Here is a 24204-nt window from a genome sequence, read left to right as displayed (position 1 = left end):
TCCTCAGGGAGGACCCCAGCGGTGACCGGTCACTACGAGAACCCTGATTCTCCGAGGCAGCAGCCCGGTTCGGAGGGCAATCCGAACCACTCCGGCAGCTACCCGGTGGACCAGGGCCAGGGCTACGCGGACTCGATGTACGCGGACCCGTCGACCGCCTACATCGAGTCCACGCCGTCGGGGGGCATTCCGGTCCCCGGCTCGCAGTCCGGGGCGTACCCGGCTCCCGGTTCCCAGTCCGGCGCGTACCAGGTGTCGGACTGGCAGTCCGGCGCCTACCCCGCTCCCGGCTCGCAGTCGGGCGCGTACCCCGCACCTGGTTCGCAGTCGGGCGCGTACCCCGCCCCCGGTTCGCAGTCCGGGGCGTACCCGGCTCCCGGCTCGCAGTCGGGCGCGTACCCGGCTCCCGGCTCGCAGTCCGGCGCGTACCAGGTCCCCGGCTCCCAGTCCGGCGGCTACCCGGCTCCCGGTTCGCAGTCCGGCGGCTACCCGGTCGGCCAGCCCACCGGCTACCCGGCTCCCAGCAACTTCCCGCAGGGCGGCTACGGCGGCTACGGCCAGCAGGCCCCGCAGCAGCGCGGCGACGGCAGCAAGGCCAACGAGGTGTCGTCGCAGCAGTTGATAAAGCGTGCGAAGCGCCCCCCGCAGTCGGGCTGGCGCAAGACGCTGCACTCCCTCTCCGGCGGGCTGATCAACCTCGGCGAGAGCCCGGCCGACCTGCGCAGGCGCGAGCTGATCGGGCGGATCAACCAGCCGCTGCGCGGGTGCTACAAGATCGCCATGCTGAGCCTGAAGGGCGGCGTCGGCAAGACCACGACGACCACCACGCTCGGCTCCACGTTCTCCTCGCTGCGCGGCGACCGGGTCATCGCCGTCGACGCGAACCCGGACCGGGGCACGCTGGCGCTGAAGGTGCCGAGGGAGACCACCGCGACCGTGCGGCACCTGCTGCGCGACGTCGCCCGGATCACCAAGTACAGCGACGTGCGCGCGTACACCTCGCAGTCGCCGAGCAGGCTGGAGGTGCTGGCGTCCGAGCAGGACCCGGCGGCCTCCGAGGCGTTCAGCGACCAGGACTACCTGCGGACCGTCGCGCTGCTGGAGCACTTCTACAACATCGTGCTCACCGACTGCGGCACCGGTCTGATGCACTCGGCCATGAAGGGCGTGCTCGACCAGGCCGACTCGCTGGTGCTGGTGTCGTCCGGCTCGGTGGACGGCGCGCAGACGTCGGCGGCCACCCTGGACTGGCTGGAGGCGCACGGCTACCGCGACCTCGTCGCCAAGTCCGTCGCGGTGATCAACTCGGTGCGGCCGGGCTCCGGCAAGGTCGACCTGGACAAGCTGGCGGCGCACTTCGCGCAGCGGTGCCGCGCGGTCGTCCGCATCCCGTTCGACGCGCACCTGGAGGAGGGGGCCGAGATCGAGCTGGACAAGCTCAGCCCGGACACCAGGCTGGCGCTGCTGGAGCTGGCCGCCGTCGTGGCGGACGACTTCCCCAGCAAGTGAGGCGCTGAGCCCGGATCGGGCCCGAGGACGTGACAGGCCGCCGTTCCGCACTCGCGGGCGGCGGCTTTCGCGTGTCCGGGGGCGCGCGAGGGTGACGGCGCGCGGGGTTGGAGGTGCGCGGGGTCAACGGCGCGCGAGGTCAACGGCGCGCGAGGGTGACGGCGGGTTGCCGCCGGGTGCCCGCGAACGCGCGAGGGGCCTCACCGGGAGGCCCCGCCGCGTCACTCCTCGTCCTGCCGCTTCTGCTTGCTCTGCTGCTCGCCGAGCTTGCGCAGGAACTCCGGGTCGTCGTCGGGCGCCACGAACCGCCTGGTCGCGACGCTCTCGGGCCGTGCGGACCCGAACGCGCGCCAGAGCAGCACCGCGATGGTGAGGGCGCCGATCAGCGCGAGCACGTACAGCATGGGCACCTCCTTGACCACGAGGTTACCCGTGTCTGGAGGGTGAACGACTCCGGTCGGGCGCACCGGGTTCCCCCGGTTCCCCCTACCCGGCGGTCCGCCGCCCGTAGCGGGCCCGGCGGTGCGCGCCGTCAGTGCCGGACGGGCTCGGTGGCCTCGGTGGTGAGCTGGTGGAGCAGGGTCTGCACCTCGGACTCGCGGAACCGGCGGTGCCCACCCGGCGTGCGGATGGAGCCGATGCGGCCCGCGGTGGCCCAGCGGGTCACGGTCTTCGGGTCGACCCGGAAGAGGTTGGCGACCTCACCGGGAGTCAGCAGGCGTTCCCCTGGATGAGCTTGCATCGTGGTCACGGTGGCCTCCCCTGTCGATCAGACGTACCGGACGCATCGTGGCATCCCACCCTTCGGGTACTCGAACGCTTGGGTGATGGTAAAGAGGTAGCAAAGGGACGAACTGCGGGAATTCGGACACCGGTTGCCGGTGGGCCTAGGCTTGCCGGGTGGACGCAGTGGATCGCCAGATCATCGCCGCCCTGCGGGAGAACGGCCGGGCCACCTACGCCGACCTGGGGCGCAAGGTGGGGTTGTCGGCCTCGGCCGTGCACGAGCGGGTCGGGAAGCTGGAAGCGACCGGGGTGATCGTCGGCTACCACGCCGTCGTGGACCCCAGCTCGGTCGGACTGGGCGTCACGGCGCTGATCAGCATCCACCCGACGGACACGGCGGACGACAACGAGGTCGCGCTCGCGCTGGCCGAGCTGACCGAGGTCGAGTCGTGCTACCGGGTGGCCGGGGACGAGTCGTTCATCGTCAAGGTGCGGGTGCCCACGGTGGACGAGCTGGAGCGCTCGCTCGGCGCCCTGCGGAAGATCCCCGGCGTCGCGCGGACCAGGACGACGGTCGTGCTGTCGACCAGGTTCGAGGGCAGGCCCAACACGACCACGGTGGGGCTGGACGCGTAGGGTGATGGCCGTGCATCTGGGTCGTGACGTGGCGCTTTACGTGGTGGCGCGGTTCGCGATGGTCGCGCTGGTGGCGTTGGCGCTGGTCATGGTGAACGTGCCGCTGCTGGTCGCGCTGCTGGTGTCGCTGGTCGTCGCGCTGCCGCTGTCGCTCTTCGTGTTCAAGGGGCTCAGGCAGCGGGTGGCGATCGGGCTGAACGAGCGCGACCAGGTCCGCAAGGCCGAGCGCGAGCGCCTGCGCGCGCAGCTGCGCGGCGAGCCCGAGGCGTCCGGCGACGTGCCTTCGGGGTCCGGCTCGAACTGACACCTCGGCTTGGGTTTTCACCCGCCGACGGTCAAGGTTTCCTTACCAAAGCGCTCAGGAACCCCCTTCGCTCGACCGTGCGACCCACTTTCGAGGGTCGGCGGAGGGGGCGGAAGTGGCGCAGCTCTCATCGGGGAGCCCGGATCACGTGGGCGGGCAGGACCCCGAGCCGTGCCGGCGCTAGCGCGAACGCCGCAGGTGCGCGGTGAACGCCGCCCAGGACGCCGCGCTGACCCGGAGCGCACCCCCCTCGGGGTTCTTGGAGTCCCGCACGGAGACGGCTTCGACCGTCGCGCGGCACTCCACGCACTGGTCGTTCGCCGCTCCGCTGTAGCTGCTCTTGAACCACTGGCCCTGCATCGCTAAACCTCCATCAGCTTCTTGTGGATCAGCTCGACGCTCTCCGCATGATCACACGCCAGTTCCTGAAGCCTCTGGAACGCGCGGACGAGGGGGTCGGTGTCAGCTTTGTCGTCGAAATAGGTCGATGGCCCGTAGGCGGCTGTCGCGAATGCCACCCTCGGCGCGGTCTCGTCGAAGTCGAGCACCGCGATTCCGCCGGTGGCCACCGGATTTCGCAGGTCGCCGACCCGCAGCAGCTGCACCGTGATGTTCTGGTGCCGCTTGAGCAGGTGCAGCAGGTGCTCCAGTTGCTCGCGCACGACCTCCTCACCGCCCTCGTAGCCGTCCAGCGCGTTCTCGGTGAAGACGAACTCCAGCTTCTTCGGCCGCTCGGCTTCCAGCGTCGTTATCTGCCGGTTCCGTCGGAACAGGTACCGGCTCTCGATCTCCGCCGCCGACGGCTTCCAGAAAACGCCCTCGCCGCTGCGCATCACCGCGCGGATGTAGCCCGGCGCCTGCAGAAGTCCCGGCACGACTCCCGGCTCGTAGCAGTGGATCGCCGACGCGTCGGCCTCCATGTCCGCCAGGCGCTGGAACGAGCCGGGCAGGGTGTCGGTGTACGGCTGCTGGTCGTTCGCCCCGCGCCGCAACCGCTTGCGCGCCCGAGCGCCGAGCTCCAGGACCGTCCTCCGGTCGTCCCCGTGCACGTCCAGGTGGTCCAGCGCGGCGGTGAGCTGGTCGGCGTTGAGGGTCCCGGTGCCGTCCTCGACCTTGCTGATCCGCGAGTCGCTCTGCCCGATCACCCGCCCCAGCTCCGCCTGGGACACGCCCTTGGCCACGCGGAAGCGCTTCAGCGACAGCCCGAGCTGCCTGCGCTCCACGGTCTGCCGAGCGTGCATGGTCGTTCCTTCCGTGAATCGCCACCCGTTCGAGGGACTGCGCTAAGGGGAAGTTTCCTCTTAGGCTCCCCAAGCGCCGCTTATTCGGAATTTCGGCGCTCTACGTAGCCGAATATCCACGGAACGTGAAGTGTAGGGGATCAACCATGGCAACCAACGGCACCGTCCTCGTCGCCGCGTCGGTCGTCGTCGACGACCACTGCCCGATCGCCTGCGAGGTGGTGGGCGACCAGGCCCAGTTCACCCTCGGGCACGAGGACGGGCACGACCTGTTCCTCGCCGTCTCCGAGCTCGGGCTGGAGTCGCTGATCGACGTCGCCACGGCCGCGCTCGCCCAGATCCGCGCCGCGCGGTGACGCGGGACGGCTCCGGGCCCACCCGAAGCCGTCCCGCCCAACCGCTCACCGACCCCGGCTCACCCCCGCGCCGTCACTCCCCGCGCGAGAGCAGCGCGTGCGTCTCCACGATCTTCTGGCGCGACTTCGGCTCGGCGACCACCCGCGCCGCCCCCGCCGAACCGGCCGCCCCCCGCCGAACCGGCCGCTTCCACCGAACCGGCCGCTTCCACCGGTCCAGCCGTCCCGGCCACGTTCGCCGAGTCGGCCGCGTACCCCCAGTGCCCCGGCCCCGTCGCGGGCTTGGCGGGCGTGAACAGCCACACCCGCAGCACCTCGTCCAGGTCCACCCCCGACACCGACTCCGCCAGCGCCTGGAAGTCCTCGATCGTCGCGTCCCCGAACCGCTCCTGCGCCGTCCAGCGCTTCAGCACCGCGAAGAACGCCTCGTCCCCCACCGCCGTCCGCACCGCGTGCACCGCCATCGCGCCCCGGTCGTACACCGCCCCGTCGAAGATCGCGCCCGCGCCCGGCTCACCGGGGAGCACGGTCCAGAACGGGTCGTCCGCCGGGTACAGCCCGTACAGGTAGTCCGCGTTCTCCGCCGCCGTCCCCTCCCCGGTGTGCTCCGACCACAGGAACTCCGCGTAGCTCGCGAACCCCTCGTTCAGCCAGATGTCCCGCCACCCGCGCACCGACACCGAGTCCCCGAACCACTGGTGCGCGATCTCGTGCGCCACCACGTACGTGTTCGCCCCGCGCCGGAAGAACCCGCCGTCGTAGGTCGGCCTGGTCTGGTTCTCCAGCGCGAACCCGATGCCCGGCGCGACGACCCCGCCCACGCCGGTGAACGGGTACGGGCCGAAGCTGCCCTCCAGGAACTCCACGACCTCCGGCGTGCGCTCCACGCTCGCCCGCGCCGCCGGGCCGTCCGCGCCCAGCCGCTCCGAGTACGCCGTCACCGACGCCTGCCCGCTCGGCGCGAGCGAGTGCCGCACCTCGAACTGCCCGATCGCGACGAACGCCAGGTAGGTGGCCTGCGGCTCCAGCTCGCGCCACCGCCACCGCGTCCAGCCGTCGATCTGCTTGACCGTGCCCTGGTACAGCCCGTTCGACAGCACCTCCACCCCGTCCGGCACGGCCACCGACACGTCGAACGTGGCCTTGTCCCTCGGGTGGTTGTCGCTCGGGAACCACCAGGGCGCGATGTCCGGCTGGTCGATCGCGAGCGCGCCGTCCGGGGTGCGCTTCCAGCCGGTGAAGCCGTCGACGGCGTGCCGCGACGGGACGTCCGAGTACGCGACCACGATCGTCAGCTCGGTCCCGGCCGGGAGCACGACGCCCGGCGTGACGGTCAGCTCGCCGTCCGGCGTCCCGGAGTGCGCGGCGACGCGGTTGTTCACCCGGACGGAGGTGACGTCCAGCAGGAAGTCCAGGTTGAACGCCGATAACTCCTCGGTCGTCCGAGCCAGGACCGTCGTCGTTCCGGAAAGCCGATCGGTTCCCGGTTCGTACTTCAACCGGATGTCGTAGTGCGACACGTCGTACCCGCCGTTCCCGGCTTTCGGGAAGTAGGGGTCTCCGATGCCCGGAGCGCCCGGCGCCGCGGCGCCCGCGACCCCGCTGAGCAGCAGCAGCGACGACGCGAGCGCGACGCCGGTGGCGAGCTTCCCCCTCAGGGGAACTGTCAGGGACATGCGGCGAAGCTAACGAGCGCGGGGAGAGCGGGAATCCGCCGTGCGGAGGTTTTCGCCGCGTTTTCCGGCTACTGGACCGCGCTTGACACCGCGGTTTTCACCCTTTTGTGCAGTTCGCGCAGACCGGCCCGCTCGGCCCGGACCTCCACGACCCGGATCCCGCTCGGACGGGTGATCTCCGCCCGCAGCTCCTCGGCCGACCCGGCGAGCACGTGCGGCACCCCGTGCGCCGCGCACAGCGCCGCCAGGTCGGTGCCGTGCGGCGTGCCGAAGACCCGCTCGAAGCTGTCCGCGTGCTCCGGCGCGCCCTGCTCCAGCAGCGCGAAGATGCCGCCGCCGTCGTCGTTGAGCACCACCACGGTCAGGTCCGGCCGCCGCTCGTGCGGGCCGATCAGCAGGCCGTTCGAGTCGTGCAGGAACGTCAGGTCGCCCATCAGCGCCGTCGTCGGCCCGCACTCCAGGGCCAGCCCGATCGCCGTCGACACGCTCCCGTCGATGCCCGCGACGCCCCGGTTGGCGCGCACCACCACGTCCGGGCGCGGCGGCGCGGCGAAGTCCACGTCCCGCACCGGGTTCGAGGAGCCCAGGAACAGCGCCGACCCCGGCGGCAGCGCCTCGACCACCGCGCGCGCCACGTGCATCCCGGTCGGCCACGGCTCGTCCGCCAGCAGCGCGGCCACCGCCTCGCCCGCCGCCTTGTCGGCGTGCCGCCACGCGGTCAGCCAGTCGTCGTCCACCTCGTGCGCGCCCGGCGCGAGCGAGGCCGACACGTGCGTGGCGGAGAACTTCGGGTCCGGCCAGTCCGCCGAGGCCGTGACCACGTGCACCACCGACGTCGACCCCAGCAGCGCCTGCACGCCCCTGGACAGCGTCGCCCGCCCCAGCACCACGACCGCGTCCGGGCGCAGCCGCTCGGCCAGCGGACCGGCGTTCAGCAGCAGCGACCCGTGCTGCACGGTGCGGCCGGACGCGGTCGGCTCGGCGATGACCGGCCAGCCCGCGCGGGCCGCCAGGTCGCACACCGCCTCCCCGTCGGTCGCGCCTGCGTCACCCAGGATCACCAGCGTGCGCGGCCCCAGGTGGTCGGCCGGGTGCGGGGCGTCCACGCGGCGCGACGCGGTCCGGGTCCACGGCTGGTCGAACGGGCGGCCCTCCAGGGGCTCCACCCAGTCGCCGCCCTCGGGCGTCAGCGGCTCGCGGAACGGCACGTTCAGGTGCACCGGACCGCCGTCCCGCGCCGCCGCGACCGCCCGGCACACCAGCGAGCGCCACAGCGCGTTCTGCCCGGCCCGCCGCTCGGCCACCGGCAGGTGCAGCGTCTCCAGGCCCAGCGCCCCGTCCTGCCGCACGGTCTGGCTCGCGCCCGCCCGGTGCAGCTCCACGGGCCGGTCGGCGGTCAGCGCGATCAGCGGGACGCCCGAGTGCGCTGCCTCCAGCACGGCCGGGTGCAGGTTCGCCACGGCGGTGCCGGACGTGCAGGTCACCGCGACCGGCGAGCCGTCCAGGGCCAGGCCCAGCGCGAGGAAGCCCGCGCTGCGCTCGTCGATCCGCACGTGCAGCTCCAGCCGCCCGGCCACCGCCGCGTCGTGCAGCGCGAACGACAGCGGGGCGTTGCGCGATCCGGGGCTCAGCACGACGTGCCGGACGCCGTTGCGCACGAGTTCGTCGACGAGCACCCTCGCCTGAGCGGTGGACGGGTTCACCCGGTCATTGTCGCCCAGCCGGGGAGCGGTCGAACTCCGGGCCGCGTTCGGGCCACCGCCGCCGGGCGGGTGTCGTGGCAGCTCAGGACGGTTGTCCCCGGATTCCGCGCCGGAGGTGCAAGGGCAGCTCAGGGGCCGCGCGGGCGGTCCCCGCCGAGCGTCCGCGACGGCGTCCGGCCTGCCCGGCGCCTGCGTGTCGCGGAACCGGCGCGTGTCGCGGATCTCAGCCCCCGTGCGGACGATCGGCGCAACGGGCCGACGGGCGGGGGCTCGCCCGCCGCGCCCGCGGACGAGCACATAAAGTCGCCCACGTGGCAGACCAGGTTGTTTCCGAGCTGTTCGACCCGACCCGCTGGAAGCCGGTGGAGGGGTTCGACTTCACCGACATCACCTACCACCGCGCCGTCGACCAGGGCACCGTGCGGATCGCGTTCAACCGGCCCGAGGTGCGCAACGCCTTCCGCCCGCACACCGTCGACGAGCTGTACCGCGCGCTCGACCACGCGAGGATGAGCTCCGACGTCGGCTGCGTGCTGCTCACCGGCAACGGGCCGTCGGCCCGCGACGGCGGCTGGGCGTTCTGCTCCGGCGGCGACCAGCGCATCCGGGGCCGCAGCGGCTACCAGTACGCGTCCGGGGAGACCGCCGACACCGTCGACCCGGCCCGCGCGGGCAGGCTCCACATCCTGGAGTGCCAGCGGCTGATCCGGTTCATGCCCAAGGTGGTGATCGCCGTGGTGCCCGGCTGGGCGGCGGGCGGCGGGCACAGCCTGCACGTGGTGTGCGACCTGACGATCGCCAGCGAGGAGCACGCCCGGTTCAAGCAGACCGACGCCGACGTCGGCAGCTTCGACGGCGGCTACGGCAGCGCCTACCTGGCCAGGCAGGTCGGCCAGAAGTTCGCGCGCGAGATCTTCTTCCTCGGCCGGGCCTACAGCGCCGCCGAGATGCGCGAGATGGGCGCGGTCAACGCGGTCGTCCCGCACGCCGAGCTGGAGTCCACCGCGCTGCAGTGGGCGAAGGAGGTCAACGGCAAGTCGCCGACCGCCCAGCGGATGCTCAAGTACGCGTTCAACCTGATCGACGACGGGCTCGTCGGGCAGCAGCTGTTCGCGGGGGAGACCACGCGGCTCGCGTACATGACCGACGAGGCCGTCGAGGGCCGCGACGCGTTCCTGGAGAAGCGCGACCCCGACTGGTCCGACTACCCGTACCACTACTGACCGGCGAGACCGGCCGAGGAGGTCCGATGACGGCGCTGGACGAGGTCCGCGCGGCGCTCGCGGGCGAGGTGGCGCTGGGCGTCGACCGCGCCGAGCTGGTCGGCTGGGAGCGCGAGGCGGCGCTCGCCGTGCCCACGTCCGGGTCGACCGGGGACGCCAAGGAGGTGCTGCTGTCCGCGTCGGCGCTCACCGCGTCGGCCGAGCTGACCCACGACCGCCTCGGCGGGCCCGGCTCCTGGCTGCTCGCGCTGCCCACCGGGCACATCGCGGGGATGCAGGTGCTGGTCCGCTCGGTCGTGGCGGGCACCGAGCCGGTCGTGCTGGACATGGCCAGCGGGTTCCGCGCGGCCGGGTTCGCCGCCGCCTCCGCCGACCTGCTCGACGCTCCCGGCAGGCACTACACCTCGCTCGTGCCGACCCAGCTGGCCAGGCTCGTCGCCGGTGACGGGCCGGGGCTGTCCGCGCTGCGCCGCTACGACGGCGTGCTGATCGGCGGCGCCGCCACCCCGCCCGCGCTGCTGGAGAAGGCGCGCGGCCTCGGCGTCGAGGTGGTCACCACCTACGGCATGAGCGAGACCTCCGGCGGCTGCGTCTACGACGGGACCGCGCTGGACGGGGTCCGGGCGCGGATCGCCGAGGACGGGCGCGTCGAGCTGTCCGGGCCGGTGCTCGCCCTCGGCTACCGGGGCGGCGAGCGGTTCGGCGAGTGGTTCCGCACCGGCGACCTCGGGCGGTTCGACGGCGACCTGCTGGAGGTGCTCGGCCGGGCCGACGACGTGATCGTCAGCGGCGGGGAGAACGTGCCCCCGGTGCTGGTGGAGCGGGTGCTGGCGGCGCAGACCGGGGTGCTGGAGGCGTGCGTGGTCGGGCTGCCCGACCAGGAGTGGGGGCAGGTGGTCGCGGCGGCCGTGGTGATCGCGCCCGGCGCCGAGCCGCCCGACCCGAACCGGCTCATCGCGGCCGTGCGGGAGAGCGCGGGGCGGGTGTCCGCGCCCAAGCGGGTCGTGTTCCTGCCCGCGCTGCCGCTGCGCGGGCCGGGGAAGGTCGACCGGGTCGAGGTCGCGAAGCTGCTGGCCTCCATCGGGTGATCTCCTCGGGTGAACGGGGATCTCCGGTTGCCGCCGCGGGCGGCCGGGGTTCCCCTCCAAGGGGTCGGGCGCGCGCGAACCGGAGCGCTCGCCGGGAGCCCCGAGGAGCACCCGAATGCTTAGGCGTCACCTCGTGCCGCTCGTCGCGGCCACCCTGCTGACCACGCTCGCCACCCCGGCGCCCGCGCTCGCCGACCCCGCGCCGGTGGAGCCGTGGACCGCCGACCTGACCGCCGTGGACGGCGACGACGTGGGCGTCGCGGCGGGCGGCGGGGTGCTGCGGCTCGCGCCGGGGGCGCACGAGGGCTACCTGCTGCTGGCCCCGCGCGCACTGGCCGGTCCGGTCGGCGCGGTGGCCGCCGAGGTCGACGGCTCCGCGCCGGAGGGGACGACGGTCGAGGTGGACGTCCGGGTGGCCGCCGGTGACGGCCAGTGGGGGGAGTGGCTGCCCGCCGGGGCCCCGCTGCCCGCGGGGACGCGCACCACGCAGGTCAGGGTCGCGCTCACCGCCGCCGCGGGGGCCGGGAGCGCCGCCGCCGCGGGCGCTGGTGGCGCTGGTGGCCCTACCGCCGCCGCAGGTCCCGAGGTGCGGTCGGTCCGCCTCGTCCCCGACCCGGCCCCCGACCCCGCCACCAGCCGCGCAGCCGCCCCGGACGACGCGCGCGGCGTCGTGAACGGCACGACCTACCGGGTGTTCGCCACCCGCGAGGGCCTGGTCGGCGGCACCACCGCCAACGGGCACGTGATCACCGAGCGGGACCACTTCGTCGCCCTGCCCTCCCGGCGCGGCCTCTCGCCCAAGGGCACCGGCTCGTACACCGTCCAGGTGTGCGCGGGCAACGGGCGCTGCGAGTGGGCGCCGGTGTGGGACGTCGGCCCGTGGAACACCAAGGACGACTACTGGAACCCGCCCGCCACCCGCGAGTCCTGGAAGGACCTCCCCCAGGGCGTCCCGCAGGCCCAGGCCGCCTACCTGAACGGCTACAACGGCGGCAAGGACCAGTTCGACCGCAGGGTGCTCAACCCGGCGGGCATCGACCTCGCCGACGGCGTGTTCTGGGACGGCCTCAAGCTCTCCGACAACGACTGGGTCACGGTCACCTACCTGTGGACCGCGTCCGGCCTGACCGGCTACGTGCGCACGGGCGGCGACGGACCGCTCAACGTGCGCGGCGCGGCGTCCGCGACCGCGCCGCAGGTAGGCATCGCGGCGGACTACGCGCAGGTCAGGGTGCTCTGCCAGCTCAGGGGGCAGAGCGTCTCGGGCCCGGAGGGCACCTCGAACCTGTGGTACCGGATCGCCACCGGCAAGTACGTCGCCAGGGCCTACGTCACCGGGGTCGTGGGCGCCAAGCTCTGCTGAGAAGGACCTGGCAGCGGGCCGTCCGCCGCCATGTCGGAGGATTGCGCGCATGGCCACCCTCGCCCAGTGGATCTCGGGCACCCGTCCGCGCACGCTGCCCAACTCGATCGCCCCCGTGCTGGTGGGCGCGGGAGCGGCGTTCCACATCGACGCGTTCGACGCGGTGCGGACCCTGCTGGCGCTGCTCGTGTCCATGGCGTTCCAGGTCGGGGTGAACTTCGCCAACGACTACTCGGACGGCATCCGGGGAACCGACGCCAACCGGGTCGGCCCGTTCCGGCTGGTCGGATCGGGCGCGGCGCAGCCGAAGGCGGTGCGGAACGCGGCGTTCGCGGCGCTCGGCGTCGGCGCGCTCGCCGGGCTGGCGCTGGTGGCGCTGTCCGGGTACTGGTGGCTGATCGGGTTCGGCGCGGTGTGCATCGCGGGCGCCTGGTTCTACACCGGCGGCAAGAAGCCCTACGGGTACGCGGGGCTGGGCGAGCTGGCCGTGTTCCTGTTCTTCGGGCCCGCCGCCGTGCTCGGCACGCTGTACGTGCAGGCGGGGGAGGTCACCGGCATCGGCATCGGCGGCTCGGTCGCGATGGGCGCGTTCTCCACCGCGGTGATGGTCGCGAACACGCTGCGGGACATCCCGACCGACCTCCAGGCGGGCAAGCGCACCATGGCCACCACCCTGGGCGACCGGGACACCCGCTACCTCTACCTCGCGCTGGTCGCCGTGCCGTTCGTGATCACGGCGGCGAACGGGGTGCGCGAGCCGCTGGCCCTGCTGGGCTTCCTGTCGCTGCCGCTGGCCGCGCTCGGCGCGCGCCGGGTGCTCAAGGGCGACAAGGGCAAGGCGCTGATCCCGGTACTGCGGGACACCGGGCTGGCGATGCTGCTGTGGGCGGTCGCGACGGCGGGCGCGCTGGTCCTCGGCTGAGGCCCGCGCGCCCGGCCCGCCGGTTCCCGCCGCCGAGCCCTTCCGGCTACCAGGCGTCCTCGGTGAACGAGGTGGGCGCGTCGTCGTCGTCGCGCGGGGCGCGCTTCGGCGGCGCGGGCGGGCGCTTCTCGCCGACGCACAGCTCGGCGAGCTTCTCCCGCTCCACCTCGAACGCCGCCCGCACGCCCCGGTCCGCCCCCGCCTCGCCGCTGAGCACCTCGCGCCAGCTCAGCGCGCCGCGCGCGATCCGGTCCTGGAGCGCCCGCAGCTCGGGCGACGCCTCGGGGGACTTCGCGTAGGCGATGACCCGCTTGATGTCCTCGGCCGACGGCTCCCGCCCCGGCCGGGCCTTCGCGGCCTCGCGCGCGATCCGCTCCGCGTCGGCGACCGACCTGGCGAACACGTCCTCCGCCGTCACCACGTCCGGCGTCCGCCACCCGCTCACCCTGTCCCCCTCCCGCCTGTGGACAACTTCCGCATCCGACGCGCCGAACGGCGGATCAGTTCCGATCGGGAGCCCGCAGGCTCCCGATCGGAGCTCTGTGAACCCGAAGGGTTCCGGTCTTGCGCTCTTCCGCGGTTCCGAGACCTCTCAGGACCACGTCCCGGTGTTCCGGAAGCGGACCAGCGTCTCCAGGTGCGGGGTCAGGTCCATCTCCTGCGCGGCGACCCACGCGTCGTCGTAGTAGGTGTTGGCGTACCGCTCGCCGCCGTCGCACAGCAGCGTCACCACGCTGCCCTTCCGCCCGTCCGCGAGCATCTGCGCGACCAGCTGGAACGCGCCCCACAGGTTCGTGCCGGTCGACCCGCCGACCCGCCGCCCCAGCACCTCCTCGACGTGCCGCGCCACCGCGATCGACGCCGCGTCCGGCACCTTGATCATCCGGTCGATGACCTGCCCGACGAACGACGGCTCCACGCGCGGCCTGCCGATGCCCTCGATCCGCGAGCCGCGCGTGCCGACCAGCGTCGGGTCGCTGTCGCGCCAGGCGTCGAAGAACACCGAGTGCTCCGGGTCGACCACGGCCAGCTTCGTGCGCAGCCGCCGGTAGTGCACGTACCGGCCGATGGTGGCGCTGGTGCCGCCGGTGCCCGCGCCGACCACCACCCACTCCGGCTCCGGGTGCCGCTCCAGCGCCATCTGCTGGAACACCGACTCGGCGATGTTGTTGTTGCCCCGCCAGTCCGTGGCCCGCTCGGCGTGCGTGAACTGGTCCATGAAGTGCCCGCCCAGCTCGGAGGCCAGCCTGCGGGACTCGTCGTAGATCGCGCCCGGCGAGTCCACGAAGTGGCAGCGCCCGCCCTGGCGCTCGATCAGCGCCACCTTCTCCGCGCTGGTCGAGCGGGGCATGACCGCGATGAACGGCAGCCCGAGCATCCGGGCGAAGTACGCCTCGGACACCGCCGTCGACCCGGAGGACGCCTCGATCACCGGGGTGCCCTCGACCACCCAGCCGTTGCAGATCGCGTACAGGAACAGCGACCTGGCCAGCCGGTGCTTCAGCGAGCCGGTGGGGTGCGTCGACTCGTCCTTCAGGTACAGGTCGATGCCCCACGACGGGGGGAGCGGGAACGGCAGGAGGTGGGTGTCGGCGCTGCGGTTGGCGTCGGCCTCGATGATGCCGACCGCCGAGCACACCCAGTCCCTTGTGCTGCCGCAGCAGCGGTCCACCGAGTCGGTTGAGCTGTTCACGGGGCGCACGATAGCCCGCACCGACTAGTTTCTGCCTGTGAAGCCGATCGTGGGGTGCGTGCTGGCAGGCGCGGTGGGCGACGCGCTGGGCGCCGCCGTCGAGTTCAAGCCGATGGACAAGATCAGGGGGAGCTACGGTCACGGGGGCGTGACCGGGATGGAAGACCTCTACGGCGCGCCGGGGATGATCACCGACGACACCCAGATGCTGCTGTTCACCCTGGAGGGCCTGCTGCTGGCCAAGCGCGGCGGCGGGAACCCGGTGCTCGCGATCCAGGCCGCCTACCAGCGCTGGTTGCACACCCAGGACAAGGAGATGCGCCCGGACGGCGTGGTCGAGGAGGCGCCCAGGGGCGGCTGGCTGGTCGACGTGCCGGAGATGAACGCGCTGCGCGCCCCCGGCAACACCTGCCTGACCGCGCTGCGCTCCGCGCGCAAGGGCAGGGCGAGCAGCCTCGAACGGCCGCTCAACGACTCCAAGGGCTGCGGCGCGGTGATGCGCACCGCGCCGATCGCGCTGTGGTCGGACGACCCGTCGGTGGTGTTCGAGATCGCCGCGCGCACCGGCGCCCACACCCACGGCCACCCCAGCGGCTACCTGTCCGGCGGGGTGATGGCGGTGATGGTGCAGCAGCTGCTGCTCGGCGAGGAGGACCTGGTCCGGGCCGCGCAGCGGGCGCGGGTGGAGCTGGTGCGGTGGCGCGGGCACGAGGAGCAGGCGGAGATCCTGGACCGGGCGATCAGGATCGGCACCGGCAAGGCGAAGCTCACCCCGGAGCTGATCGAGGGCGAGCTGGGCGGCGGTTGGGTCGGCGAGGAGGCGCTCGCGATCGGGCTCGCCGCCGCGCTGGCCGGGAAGGACATGCGGGAGGCGCTGCTGCTCGCGGTCAACCACTCCGGCGACAGCGACTCGACCGGGGCGCTGTGCGGCAACCTGCTCGGCGCGCGCGACGGCGTGGCCGCGATCCCGCAGGACTGGCTGCGGCAGGTGGAGCTGGCGGCGATGATCGAGTGGCTGTGCACCGAGGCCGAGCAGGCGTTCGGGCCCGCGGGCACGGGGTGGGGCGGGCAGGGCTGGGGCTGAGCGGGGGCGGCGGGGTGACCAGCGCTGATCACCCACCCGCGTTCCGCCCTACAGCCCTTCCAGCGCCTCGCGCATCGGCAGCGTCTTGGCGTGCGCCTCGCGGACCTCGGTGTCCGGGTCGGAGTCGGCCACCACGCCGCAGCCGGCGCGCAGCCGCGCCGTCCGCCCCGACACCTGCGCCCCGCGCAGCGCGATCCCCAGCTCGCCGTCGCCGTTCCCGTCGATCCACCCGACCGGCCCGGCGTAGCGCTCGCGGTCCGCGCCCTCCAGCTCCCGGATCAGCCGCGTCGCGTCGCCCTTCGGCGTGCCGCCCACCGCCGCCGTCGGGTGCAGCGCCTCCACCAGCCGCAGCGGCGACGGGTCGTCGCGCAGGGTGCCGATGACGTCGCTGGACAGGTGCGACACGTTCGGCAGCCGCAGCACCGACGGCCCGTCCACCGACAGCGCCGCGCAGAACGGCCGCAGCGCCTCGGTCAGCGACGCGATCGCGTACTCGTGCTCCTCCCGGTTCTTGCCCGACGCGAGCAGCGCCTCCTCGTCCGTGCCGCTGCCCGGCCAGGTCGTGCCCGCCAGCACCCGCGAGTCCACGACCTCCCCGGTGCGCCGCAGCAGCAGCTCCGGGGTCGCCCCGACCAGCCCGTCCACCGCGTACACCCAGCACTCCGGGTACCGCCTGGCCAGCCCGCCGAGCAGGAACCGCTCGTCGATGTCCACGTCCGCCACGGCCAGCAGGTCGTGCGCCAGCACCACCTTCGCCAGCTCGCCCGCCCGCATCCGGCGCACCGCCTCGGCGACCGCCTCCCGGTAGCGGGTCACCGGCACCCGCCCGTCCGAGTAGCGGATGGTCGACGGCCGCCGCACCGGGCGCACCGCCCGCTCCAACGGGTCGCCGTCCACCTCGCCGATCGTGGTCACCCAGCGGTGCTCGCCCCTGCGGCCCAGCACGACCCGCGGCACGACCAGCACCGAGCTGCCCGGCTCGTCCGCGAACGCCATGCTCGCGAACGCCACCGCGCCCGTGCCCGGCACGCCCACCGCGTCCTCGACGTCCAGCTCGGCGGTGAACTCCCGCCACAGCCGGTCGGCCTCGGCGAACCGGCCCGCGCCCGAGGTCTCGAACCGCGCGGCCTCGCCCCAGCCGACCAGCCCGGAGCCCTCGCGCACCCACGCCAGCGCGCCACCGGGGTCGGGGAGCCTGGACAGCAGGTCCTCGGGGAAGGCGGGGCCGGTGACCGGGGTGGTGGTCACGCGCAGGCGGGTGCGGGTCCTGGACGGGGGAGCGGAGGTCACCCTTCGAGGGTATGGACTCGGTTCCGCGTTTCCGCGCCAGGGCGGCCCTAGACTGCTCCGTTGTGGTGGACGACGCAGTGCTCTCCGACGACCGCGCCGAGGACCGTCCCGCGGACCGTTCCGCGGACCGCCCGGACGGCCGCCCCCGCTCGGGCCGCCGCCGCGCGGTCCGGAAGCTGCTCGGCCGGTCGGTGCTGGTCCTGGGCGGTCTGGTGACGCTGGTCGGCGTGCTGCTGGTGGCGGCCTGCTGGCGCGACGACAACGCGATCGAGAGCAGGCGCGGCCGGGCCGCCGCCGAGGTGGTCTCGGTGTCCTTCCAGCGCACCGTCGTGCGCTACGCCACCCCGGACGGCGCGGTGCACAGCCCGGCCCAGGGCGTGCTCTACCCGGACGGCCTGGAGGCCGGTCAGGTGGTGTGGATCGAGTACGACACCGACGACACCGAGCTGGCGCGCGTCGAGGGCCGCACGTTCACCCTCGCGCTGCTGCCCGTCGGCACGTTCCTGCTGGCGGTGTGGGCGGTGCTCGGACCGCTCGCCTGGTGGCTGCGGCGTCGCGTGTGACAGTTCTTCTCCGCGTGGTGTGTTTCGTGTAACAATCGGCTGCATGGAGCTGGAAGCGGAGTTCGAGCGCGTCCTCGCCGCAGATCAGCGCGTCGAGCCCAGGGACTGGATGCCCGACGGGTACCGGCGCACGCTCGTGCGGCAGATCGCCCAGCACGCGCACTCCGAGATCATCGGGATGCAGCCGGAGGGCAACTGGATCAGCCGCGCGCCCTCGCTGCGCCGCAAGGCGATCCTGCTGGCCAAGGTCCAGGACGAGGCGGGCCACGGCCTCTACCTCTACGCGGCGGCCGAGACCCTCGGCGCCGACCGCGCCGACCTGACCGAGCGGCTGATCACCGGTCGGCAGAAGTACTCCTCGATCTTCAACTACCCCACGCTGACCTTCGCCGACGTGGGCGTCATCGGCTGGCTCGTCGACGGCGCCGCCATCTGCAACCAGGTGCCGCTGTGCCGGACCTCGTACGGGCCGTACGCCCGCGCCATGATCCGGGTCTGCAAGGAGGAGTCCTTCCACCAGCGGCAGGGCTACGAGCTGCTCGCCACGATGATGGCAGGCACCGACGCGCAGCGGTCGATGGTCCAGGACGCGGTGGACCGCTGGTGGTGGCCGTCGCTGATGATGTTCGGCCCGCCCGACGCGGAGAGCGCCAACACCGAGCGGTCCGTCGCCTGGCGGATCAAGCGCAACACCAACGACGAGCTGCGGCAGAAGTTCGTCGACATGACCGTGCCCCAGGCCGCGAAGCTCGGCGTCACCCTGCCCGACCCCGAGCTGCGCTGGAACGCCGAGCGCGGGCACCACGACTTCGGGACCCCGGACTGGGACGAGTTCCGCCGGGTCGTCGGCGGGGACGGGCCCTGCAACGCCCAGCGGGTCGCCCACCGGCGCACCGCGCACGAGGAGGGCGAGTGGGTGCGGGCCGCGGCCACCGCCCACGCCGCCAAGCGCGCGGCCCGAGAGGCGGGTGCGGCATGAGCTCCGACGGTTCCTGGCCGCTGTGGGAGGTGTTCGTGCGCGGCAAGCGCGGGCTCAACCACGTCCACGTCGGCTCGCTGCACGCGCCCGACGCCGAGCTCGCGGTGCGCAACGCCCGCGACCTCTACACCCGGCGCAACGAGGGCGTGTCCATCTGGGTGGTGCCCGCCGAGGCGATCACCGCGTCGTCCCCGGACGAGAAGGACCCGTTCTTCGCGCCCAGCGGCGACAAGGTCTACCGGCACCCGACCTTCTACGCCATCCCCGACGACGTCCCCCACCTGTGAGGCCCGCCGTGGAGCAGAGCAGTTCCGGTGAGCAGAGCAGTTCCGGTGGGCAGAGCGGCGCCGGTGACGGGCACGGGCTCGCCGACCTCGCGGACGACGGCGAGTGGGGCGGTGGCGGGAACTGGGCGTTCGGCACCGGCTTCGCCGAACCGCTCGCGGGCGTCGGGCGGGACGTGCCGGACGGGGTGGACCGGGGCGACCTGGCCGCCTACTGCCTGATGCTCGGCGACGACGCGCTCGTGCTGTCCCAGCGGCTCGCCCAGTGGTGCTCGCGCGCGCCCGAGCTGGAGGAGGACGTCGCGCTGGCCAACATCGCGCTCGACCTGCTCGGGCAGGCCAGGCTGCTGCTGACCAGGGCGGGCGAGGTCGAGGGCGCCGGGCGGGACGAGGACGCGCTGGCCTACCTGCGCGACGAGCGCGAGTTCCGCAACGTGCACCTGGCGGAGATCGAGTGCGGTCCGTTCGCGGGCGGCGACTTCGCCACCACGACCGCCCGGCTGCTGGTGCTGTCCTCGTGGCGGCTCGCGGCGTTCGAGCGGCTGCGCGGCAGCGCCGACCCGGTGCTCGCGGCGGTCGCGGCCAAGGGCGTGAAGGAGCTGGCGTACCACCGGGACCACGCGGCGCAGTGGGCCGTGCGGCTCGGCGACGGCACGGACGAGTCGCACCGCAGGATGCAGGCCGGGCTGGAGCGGGTGCGGCCGTACCTGGAGGAGCTGTTCACCGCGCACCCGGTGGAGCTGCGGCTCACCGGGGTCGCGGTCGATCCGGGGGAACTGCGCGCCGAGGTGGACGGGGTGCTGGACGCGGTGTGCGCGGCGGGCGGGCTGACCAGGCCCGAACCGGCGCCCGCCGCGCTGGTCGCCGGACGCGGCGGGCGGGACGGGGTGCACACCGAGGTCATGGGGTACCTGCTGGCGGAGCTCCAGCACGTGCACCGGTCGCTGCCGGGGGCGCGCTGGTGAGCGGCCCGCGCCCGCCAGGTCCGTCCGCGCTGGAGGTCGCCTCGGCGGTGCTCGACCCCGAGCTGCCCGTGCTGACCCTGGCCGACCTGGGCGTGCTGCGCGAGGTCGTGGAGCGCGACGGGCGGGTCCTGGTCACCATCACCCCCACCTACTCGGGCTGCCCCGCCGTGGACGAGATGGGCGCCGACCTGCGGCGCGGGCTGGTGGCCGCCGGGTTCGCCGAGGTCGAGGTGCGCACCAGCCTGCACCCGGCGTGGACCACCGACTGGATCACCGAGGACGGCCTGCGCAAGCTGCGCGAGGCGGGCATCGCGCCGCCGTCCCGGATCGGCCCGCGCCCGGTCGGCCCCGTGCCGCTGAACCTCGCGCCGCCGCCCGGCCGGGTGCCGTGCCCGCGCTGCGGGTCGGCCCGCACCGAGGAGCTGTCCCGGTTCGGCGCGACCGCGTGCAAGGCGCTGCGCCGCTGCCTGGCCTGCGCGGAGCCCTTCGAGCACGTCAAGGAGATCTAGATGCCCTTCCACGAGCTGGCGGTCTCCGCCGTCGAGCGGCTGTGCGCGGACGCCGTCGCGGTCACCTTCGACGTGCCGCCCGAGCTGGCCGGGGAGTACGCGTTCCGGGCAGGGCAGCACGTGGCGCTGCGCGACGGGGACGAGCACCGGTCGTACTCGATCTGCGCGGGGGAGGGGAAACCGCTGCGCATCGGCGTGCGGCGGGTCGACGGCGGGCTGTTCTCGGTGCGGCTGGTCGACCGGGCGCGGGTCGGCGACGTGTTCAGCGTCGGCACCCCGCAGGGCCGCTTCACCCCGTCCGGCGGCGAGCACCACGGCCTGGTCGTGGCCGGGTCGGGCATCACGCCCGCGCTGTCGATCGCGGCGACCGAGCTGGAGCGCGGGGCGCGGGTCAGCCTCGTCTACGGCAACCGGCGCAGCGACACGGTGATGTTCGCGGACGAGCTGGCCGACCTGAAGGACCGGCACCGGGGGCGGTTCCAGCTCGTGCACGTGCTGTCGCGGGAGCCGAGGGACGTGGAGCTGTTCAGCGGCAGGCTCGACGCGGCCAGGCTGTCGGCGCTGCTGACCGGCGTGGTGCCCGCCGGGGACGTCGACCAGTGGTGGCTGTGCGGGCCGCACGGGCTGGTCAAGGACGCGCGGAAGGTGCTGGAGGGCCTCGGCGCGCCGGAGGGCAGCGTGCACCACGAGCTGTTCCACGTCGACGAGCCCCCGCCCCCGCCGAACCGGCCGGAGCGGGTGCTGGAGGACTTCGTGCCGGGGGTGGTGGTGCTGGACGGCCGCGAGACCCCGGTCGAGCTGCCCGGCGACGTGCCGGTGCTGGAGGCGGCCCAGCACGTGCGCGGCGACCTGCCGTTCGCGTGTCGGGGCGGGGTGTGCGGGACGTGCCGGGCGAGGCTGGTGACGGGTGAGGTGCGGATGCGCCGGAACTACGCCCTGGAGCCGCACGAGGTGGCGGCGGGGTTCGTGCTGACCTGCCAGTCGATGCCGGTGTCCGGGCCGATCCGGGTCGATTACGACGCTTGATCTGGCACCATCGGTTGATGCGCAACTGGGTGCTGGGCGGTTTGGCGGCGGGGTCGCTGGTGATGCTGCTCTTCTACGCAGGCGTCATCGGGTTGTCCGGATTCTTCGTCCCCTTGGTGTTCATGTCGGTGCTCACGGGAGGCGTCCCCGGAGCGCTGGTCGGTCTGACGATCGGCACCGTCCGCCGCCGCGACAGCGTGACGCGGCTGCCGCCGCACCCGCAGTGGCCCGCGCCGGGGGCGCAGCGTTTTCCGCAGCCCCCGCCGCTGATGACCCCGCCGCTGATGACCCCGCCTCTGATGACCCCGCCGGTGGCCCCGCCCCCGGCGCGTGCGGCCTCCATGGACCGGTGGGGCGCGATGGTCGGCCGGTGCGAGCTGTCTGTGCAGCGGGTGGCTGCGGCGGCGGCGACCGTGCCCCGCTCGGCGGGCGCGGAGTGGCTGAACCGGATCGTGCACCAGTTCGCGGCCGAGTTGAACGACGTCCGCCGCATCGCGGACCTGGGTCGAGCCCTGGAGGCGAGCGCCCAGGACCACCCGGTGAGCCAGCGGCTCGCGGCGGCGGTGAAGGACTTCACGGCGTTCGAGGACGAGGCCGGGCGAGTGGCGCTGAAGCTGGTGCAGCAACCCGACCTCGTGTCGGCGCGGGTGCACCTGGAGATGCTGGAGCAGCAGGTGCCGAACCTCACGCTGAGGTGAAGCGGACTTCGGACAGCGCGGAACCCGGCAACCGGTCGCGCGGCGCCGTCGTCGGGAACCGCCCGGCCCCGCTCACCGCACCATCGACGACCGCCACCACCCCAGCACCTCCTCCGCCACCTCCGGCGCCGCGACGAGCAGGCCGTCCTCCGGCAGTCTCGCGTCGTCGCCCCGGCGGTCGAGGACCGCCGCGCCCGACTCGACGGCCAGGGACACCGCCCCCGCCACGTCCCACTCGTGGTAGCTGTCCAGCACCGCCGCCGCCGCGTGGCCCAGGGCCACCTGCGCCACGGCCAGCGCCTTCGAGCCCAGCACCCGCACGCCCGTCCCCGCCCCCGCCGCGCGCGAGATGAACTCGCCCATCCCCGGCCACGGGCCCGTCCGCGTCATCTCGGTGCACACGATCGCGTTCGGCGGCTTGTCGCCCAGCCGCACCGGCGTGCCGTTCGCGCGCATCCCGCGCCCCCGCGCCGCCGCGTAGATCTGCGCCCGGTACGGGTCCGCGACCACGCCCACGACCGGGCCCCAGCGGTCCACCAGCGCCAGGCTGTACGCGCACCACGGCACCCCTGCCACGTAGTTCGCGCCGCCGTCCACCGGGTCGACCACCCACCGGTACTCCGCGTCCACCGCCACCGGGCTCGCCGAGTCCTCGCAGAACACCGGGATCGCCGGGAACTCGGCGGTCAGCACGCGCCGGGTGTGCCGCTCCAGGGTCCGGTCGGTGTCCGTCACCCAGTCGAAGGGTGAGGTGTCCTCGTCCGGTCGCGCTCCGCGACCGGCCGTCGCCATGATCACATCCGAGGCGTCGTTGGCCAGGCGACCCGCCACTTCGAGGGCCAGCGACACCAGGCCGGGATCGGCTGGCTGGGTCGGGCGGGACGACAAGACCGTCATGCCGACCTAGTGTCACCGCTCCTGGTGTCCGCGACGCGACCTCCCGGTGAAGCGGCGACGAACGTCAAGCACGACACGCGCTGTTCCGACGCCGTTCACACCACCGAGAGTGACGTGCGAGGTGAGAACACCCCGCCGCGTCACTTAGTCTTCACACATGTCGCGCGCAGGTCTGGACAAGAACCCCCGCGAGGTCGCCGAGATGTTCGACGGCGTGGCGGAGGGTTACGACCGCACCAACTCCGTCATGACACTGGGGTTCGACCGGCGCTGGCGGGAGTGGAGCAGGCGGGTGCTGGACGCCCGCCCCGGTGAGAAGGTGCTGGACCTGGCCGCGGGCACCGCGGTGTCCACGGTCGAGTACGGCGAGTCGGGCGCCTGGTGCGTCGCCGCCGACTTCTCCCTCGGGATGCTGCGCGGCGGGGCCAAGCGCCCGGTGCCGAAGGTCGCCGCCGACGCGCTGCACCTGCCCTTCCGCGACGGGGCCTTCGACGCGGTCACGGTCTCGTTCGGCCTGCGGAACTTCGAGGACACCGAGGCTGCGCTGCGGGAGATGGCGCGGGTCGTGCGCCCCGGCGGCAGGCTCGTGGTGTGCGAGGTGTCCAGCCCGACCTTCGGACCGTTCCGCGCGGTGTACAAGCGGCACCTGCTGAAGGTCCTGCCGGTGGTCGCCAAGCGGGTGTCCTCCAACCCGGTCGCCTACAACTACCTCGCCGAGTCGATGGCCACCTGGCCCGACCAGCGCGCGCTCGGCGAGATCGTCGCCCGCGCGGGCTGGGACGACGTCGCCTGGTTCAACCTGACCGGAGGACTGGTCGCGCTCCACCGCGCGGTCAAGCCCCTCGACTGACCCCGGCGACCCGGCGACGTCGAGACCTGGCGACGTGGGGACCCGGCGACGTCGAGACCCGGAGACGTCGGGACCGGCGACGTCGGGACCGGCGACACCGAACCACCGAAGCGCAGCGGCGGCCCCGATCGGGGTGCGCCGCTACCCGCGCGGACCGACCCCGCAGGCAGCGCCTGCGGACGCGTCGGGGGACGGCAGACTCGCCAGCGGAGCCGCGAGCGCCGAAGGCGAGGGGGTGAGGCGGGCGGGACCCGATGGGCCGAGCCACCCCGAACCGTCGCTGAGCGTGACGCACGCCGCAAAACTCGCCACTCCGCCGCCCGCGGCCGAACCGGGACCAAGATCCCGACAACCCCCTGGACCGAGGTCCCTGGGCCAAAAGTGTGGCCTGCGCCACCGTGAAACCCGAGCTTCGGACCTCCGCGCCCCGACTTCGGCCTCCCGCCGCCCCGCGCCGCGCCCCCGAAGTCCCGCCCAGCACACCCGCCACCGCCCGCCCGACCCGGCCCCACCCGCGCCGACGCACCGCGCCACCCCGCCCGACCCGCACTGCCACCCCGCCCGACCCGCACTGCCACCCCGCCCGACCCGCACTGCCACCCCGCCCGACCCGCGCCGC

General features: G+C 73.7%; 27 protein-coding genes. 17 read left to right on the top strand and 10 right to left on the bottom strand.

Translation table 11 applies throughout. The features are described from left to right. The first annotated feature begins 21 nt into the window (after positions 1 to 21). Positions 22 to 1509, top strand: coding sequence for a MinD/ParA family ATP-binding protein (locus AMIR_RS33245; protein ID WP_015805386.1), 1488 nt, complete (start codon positions 22 to 24; stop codon positions 1507 to 1509). 221 nt (positions 1510 to 1730) lie between these two features. On the opposite strand, the gene AMIR_RS33240 is transcribed toward AMIR_RS33245, so the two are convergent. Beyond that, positions 1731 to 1913, bottom strand: a complete 183-nt coding sequence (locus tag AMIR_RS33240) for a hypothetical protein (RefSeq protein WP_015805385.1) — start codon at positions 1911 to 1913, stop codon at positions 1731 to 1733. A gap of 128 nt (positions 1914 to 2041) precedes the next feature. Then, the gene (locus AMIR_RS33235) at positions 2042 to 2251 is read right to left on the bottom strand and encodes a BldC family transcriptional regulator (protein ID WP_041838603.1); all 210 of its coding nucleotides are present in this window, start codon (positions 2249 to 2251) and stop codon (positions 2042 to 2044) included. A gap of 158 nt (positions 2252 to 2409) precedes the next feature. Between AMIR_RS33235 and AMIR_RS33230 the strand changes: the two genes are divergently transcribed. Then, complete coding sequence (locus AMIR_RS33230) at positions 2410 to 2871, top strand: Lrp/AsnC family transcriptional regulator (protein ID WP_015805383.1); 462 nt, start codon at positions 2410 to 2412, stop codon at positions 2869 to 2871. Between the two features lie 4 nt (positions 2872 to 2875). Continuing rightward, positions 2876 to 3175, top strand: a complete 300-nt coding sequence (locus tag AMIR_RS33225; protein ID WP_015805382.1) for a DUF4229 domain-containing protein — start codon at positions 2876 to 2878, stop codon at positions 3173 to 3175. Between the two features lie 180 nt (positions 3176 to 3355). Here AMIR_RS33225 and AMIR_RS33220 read toward each other — a convergent pair whose 3' ends face one another. Then, complete coding sequence (locus AMIR_RS33220; protein ID WP_015805381.1) at positions 3356 to 3535, bottom strand: DUF397 domain-containing protein; 180 nt, start codon at positions 3533 to 3535, stop codon at positions 3356 to 3358. A 2-nt stretch (positions 3536 to 3537) separates the two neighbouring features. Beyond that, entirely contained in the window at positions 3538 to 4416 is an 879-nt protein-coding gene (locus AMIR_RS33215; protein ID WP_015805380.1) for a helix-turn-helix domain-containing protein, read from the bottom strand. Between the two features lie 146 nt (positions 4417 to 4562). On the opposite strand from AMIR_RS33215, the gene AMIR_RS33210 reads away from it, so the two are divergent. Continuing rightward, complete coding sequence (locus tag AMIR_RS33210) at positions 4563 to 4772, top strand: hypothetical protein (protein WP_015805379.1); 210 nt, start codon at positions 4563 to 4565, stop codon at positions 4770 to 4772. A 59-nt stretch (positions 4773 to 4831) separates the two neighbouring features. Here AMIR_RS33210 and AMIR_RS33205 read toward each other — a convergent pair whose 3' ends face one another. Continuing rightward, positions 4832 to 6448 (bottom strand): M1 family metallopeptidase, encoded by a 1617-nt coding sequence (locus AMIR_RS33205; RefSeq protein ID WP_015805378.1) that lies wholly within the window; start codon positions 6446 to 6448, stop codon positions 4832 to 4834. Between the two features lie 68 nt (positions 6449 to 6516). Continuing rightward, positions 6517 to 8151, bottom strand: a complete 1635-nt coding sequence (menD, locus tag AMIR_RS33200; protein ID WP_015805377.1) for a 2-succinyl-5-enolpyruvyl-6-hydroxy-3-cyclohexene-1-carboxylic-acid synthase — start codon at positions 8149 to 8151, stop codon at positions 6517 to 6519. A gap of 311 nt (positions 8152 to 8462) precedes the next feature. Here menD and AMIR_RS33195 point away from each other — a divergent pair, with 311 nt between their 5' ends. From AMIR_RS33195 to AMIR_RS33180, 4 genes are all read left to right on the top strand, one after another. Beyond that, the gene (locus AMIR_RS33195; RefSeq protein ID WP_015805376.1) at positions 8463 to 9374 is read left to right on the top strand and encodes a 1,4-dihydroxy-2-naphthoyl-CoA synthase; all 912 of its coding nucleotides are present in this window, start codon (positions 8463 to 8465) and stop codon (positions 9372 to 9374) included. Positions 9375 to 9400: 26 nt separating this feature from the next. Beyond that, complete coding sequence (gene menE, locus AMIR_RS33190) at positions 9401 to 10462, top strand: o-succinylbenzoate--CoA ligase (RefSeq protein ID WP_015805375.1); 1062 nt, start codon at positions 9401 to 9403, stop codon at positions 10460 to 10462. 115 nt (positions 10463 to 10577) lie between these two features. Further along, positions 10578 to 11825, top strand: coding sequence for a hypothetical protein (locus tag AMIR_RS33185; protein WP_015805374.1), 1248 nt, complete (start codon positions 10578 to 10580; stop codon positions 11823 to 11825). A gap of 49 nt (positions 11826 to 11874) precedes the next feature. Then, a complete protein-coding gene (locus tag AMIR_RS33180; RefSeq protein WP_015805373.1) occupies positions 11875 to 12747 on the top strand; it encodes a 1,4-dihydroxy-2-naphthoate polyprenyltransferase in 873 nt (290 codons plus the stop codon). Positions 12748 to 12793: 46 nt separating this feature from the next. Here AMIR_RS33180 and AMIR_RS33175 read toward each other — a convergent pair whose 3' ends face one another. After that, positions 12794 to 13192: a hypothetical protein gene (locus tag AMIR_RS33175; protein WP_015805372.1), complete on the bottom strand. Its 399-nt coding sequence runs from the start codon at positions 13190 to 13192 to the stop codon at positions 12794 to 12796. A 147-nt stretch (positions 13193 to 13339) separates the two neighbouring features. After that, complete coding sequence (gene cds1 / locus AMIR_RS33170) at positions 13340 to 14419, bottom strand: L-cysteine desulfhydrase Cds1 (protein ID WP_015805371.1); 1080 nt, start codon at positions 14417 to 14419, stop codon at positions 13340 to 13342. Positions 14420 to 14477: 58 nt separating this feature from the next. Here cds1 and AMIR_RS33165 point away from each other — a divergent pair, with 58 nt between their 5' ends. After that, the gene (locus AMIR_RS33165) at positions 14478 to 15524 is read left to right on the top strand and encodes an ADP-ribosylglycohydrolase family protein (protein WP_015805370.1); all 1047 of its coding nucleotides are present in this window, start codon (positions 14478 to 14480) and stop codon (positions 15522 to 15524) included. 48 nt (positions 15525 to 15572) lie between these two features. On the opposite strand, the gene AMIR_RS33160 is transcribed toward AMIR_RS33165, so the two are convergent. Further along, a complete protein-coding gene (locus AMIR_RS33160; protein WP_015805369.1) occupies positions 15573 to 16814 on the bottom strand; it encodes an isochorismate synthase in 1242 nt (413 codons plus the stop codon). 62 nt (positions 16815 to 16876) lie between these two features. On the opposite strand from AMIR_RS33160, the gene AMIR_RS33155 reads away from it, so the two are divergent. The 7 genes from AMIR_RS33155 to AMIR_RS33125 are packed head-to-tail and all read left to right on the top strand — an operon-like array spanning position 16877 to position 21838. Beyond that, the gene (locus AMIR_RS33155; RefSeq protein WP_245554567.1) at positions 16877 to 17377 is read left to right on the top strand and encodes a DUF3592 domain-containing protein; all 501 of its coding nucleotides are present in this window, start codon (positions 16877 to 16879) and stop codon (positions 17375 to 17377) included. A 43-nt stretch (positions 17378 to 17420) separates the two neighbouring features. Further along, a complete protein-coding gene (gene paaA / locus AMIR_RS33150) occupies positions 17421 to 18356 on the top strand; it encodes a 1,2-phenylacetyl-CoA epoxidase subunit PaaA (RefSeq protein ID WP_015805367.1) in 936 nt (311 codons plus the stop codon). After that, positions 18353 to 18643 carry a 1,2-phenylacetyl-CoA epoxidase subunit PaaB gene (gene paaB, locus AMIR_RS33145; protein WP_015805366.1) on the top strand — a complete coding sequence of 97 codons (291 nt, stop codon included), beginning with the start codon at positions 18353 to 18355 and terminating at the stop codon, positions 18641 to 18643. The genes paaA and paaB overlap by 4 nt, the downstream gene beginning before the upstream one ends. Positions 18644 to 18651: 8 nt before the next feature. Then, the gene (gene paaC / locus AMIR_RS33140) at positions 18652 to 19605 is read left to right on the top strand and encodes a 1,2-phenylacetyl-CoA epoxidase subunit PaaC (protein ID WP_015805365.1); all 954 of its coding nucleotides are present in this window, start codon (positions 18652 to 18654) and stop codon (positions 19603 to 19605) included. Then, a complete protein-coding gene (paaD, locus tag AMIR_RS33135; RefSeq protein WP_015805364.1) occupies positions 19602 to 20114 on the top strand; it encodes a 1,2-phenylacetyl-CoA epoxidase subunit PaaD in 513 nt (170 codons plus the stop codon). Before paaC ends, paaD begins: the two co-directional genes overlap by 4 nt. Beyond that, positions 20115 to 21140 (top strand): 2Fe-2S iron-sulfur cluster-binding protein, encoded by a 1026-nt coding sequence (locus AMIR_RS33130; RefSeq protein WP_015805363.1) that lies wholly within the window; start codon positions 20115 to 20117, stop codon positions 21138 to 21140. 17 nt (positions 21141 to 21157) lie between these two features. Continuing rightward, a complete protein-coding gene (locus AMIR_RS33125; protein WP_015805362.1) occupies positions 21158 to 21838 on the top strand; it encodes a hypothetical protein in 681 nt (226 codons plus the stop codon). Between the two features lie 72 nt (positions 21839 to 21910). Here AMIR_RS33125 and AMIR_RS33120 read toward each other — a convergent pair whose 3' ends face one another. After that, entirely contained in the window at positions 21911 to 22735 is an 825-nt protein-coding gene (locus AMIR_RS33120; protein ID WP_015805360.1) for an inositol monophosphatase family protein, read from the bottom strand. 157 nt (positions 22736 to 22892) lie between these two features. On the opposite strand from AMIR_RS33120, the gene AMIR_RS33115 reads away from it, so the two are divergent. Then, complete coding sequence (locus AMIR_RS33115) at positions 22893 to 23585, top strand: demethylmenaquinone methyltransferase (RefSeq protein ID WP_015805359.1); 693 nt, start codon at positions 22893 to 22895, stop codon at positions 23583 to 23585. Positions 23586 to 24204 lie beyond the last annotated feature (619 nt).

The organism is Actinosynnema mirum DSM 43827, from assembly GCF_000023245.1.
Taxonomy (GTDB): Bacteria; Actinomycetota; Actinomycetes; order Mycobacteriales; family Pseudonocardiaceae; genus Actinosynnema; species Actinosynnema mirum.
This window is presented reverse-complemented; position numbering and strand designations above follow the sequence as displayed.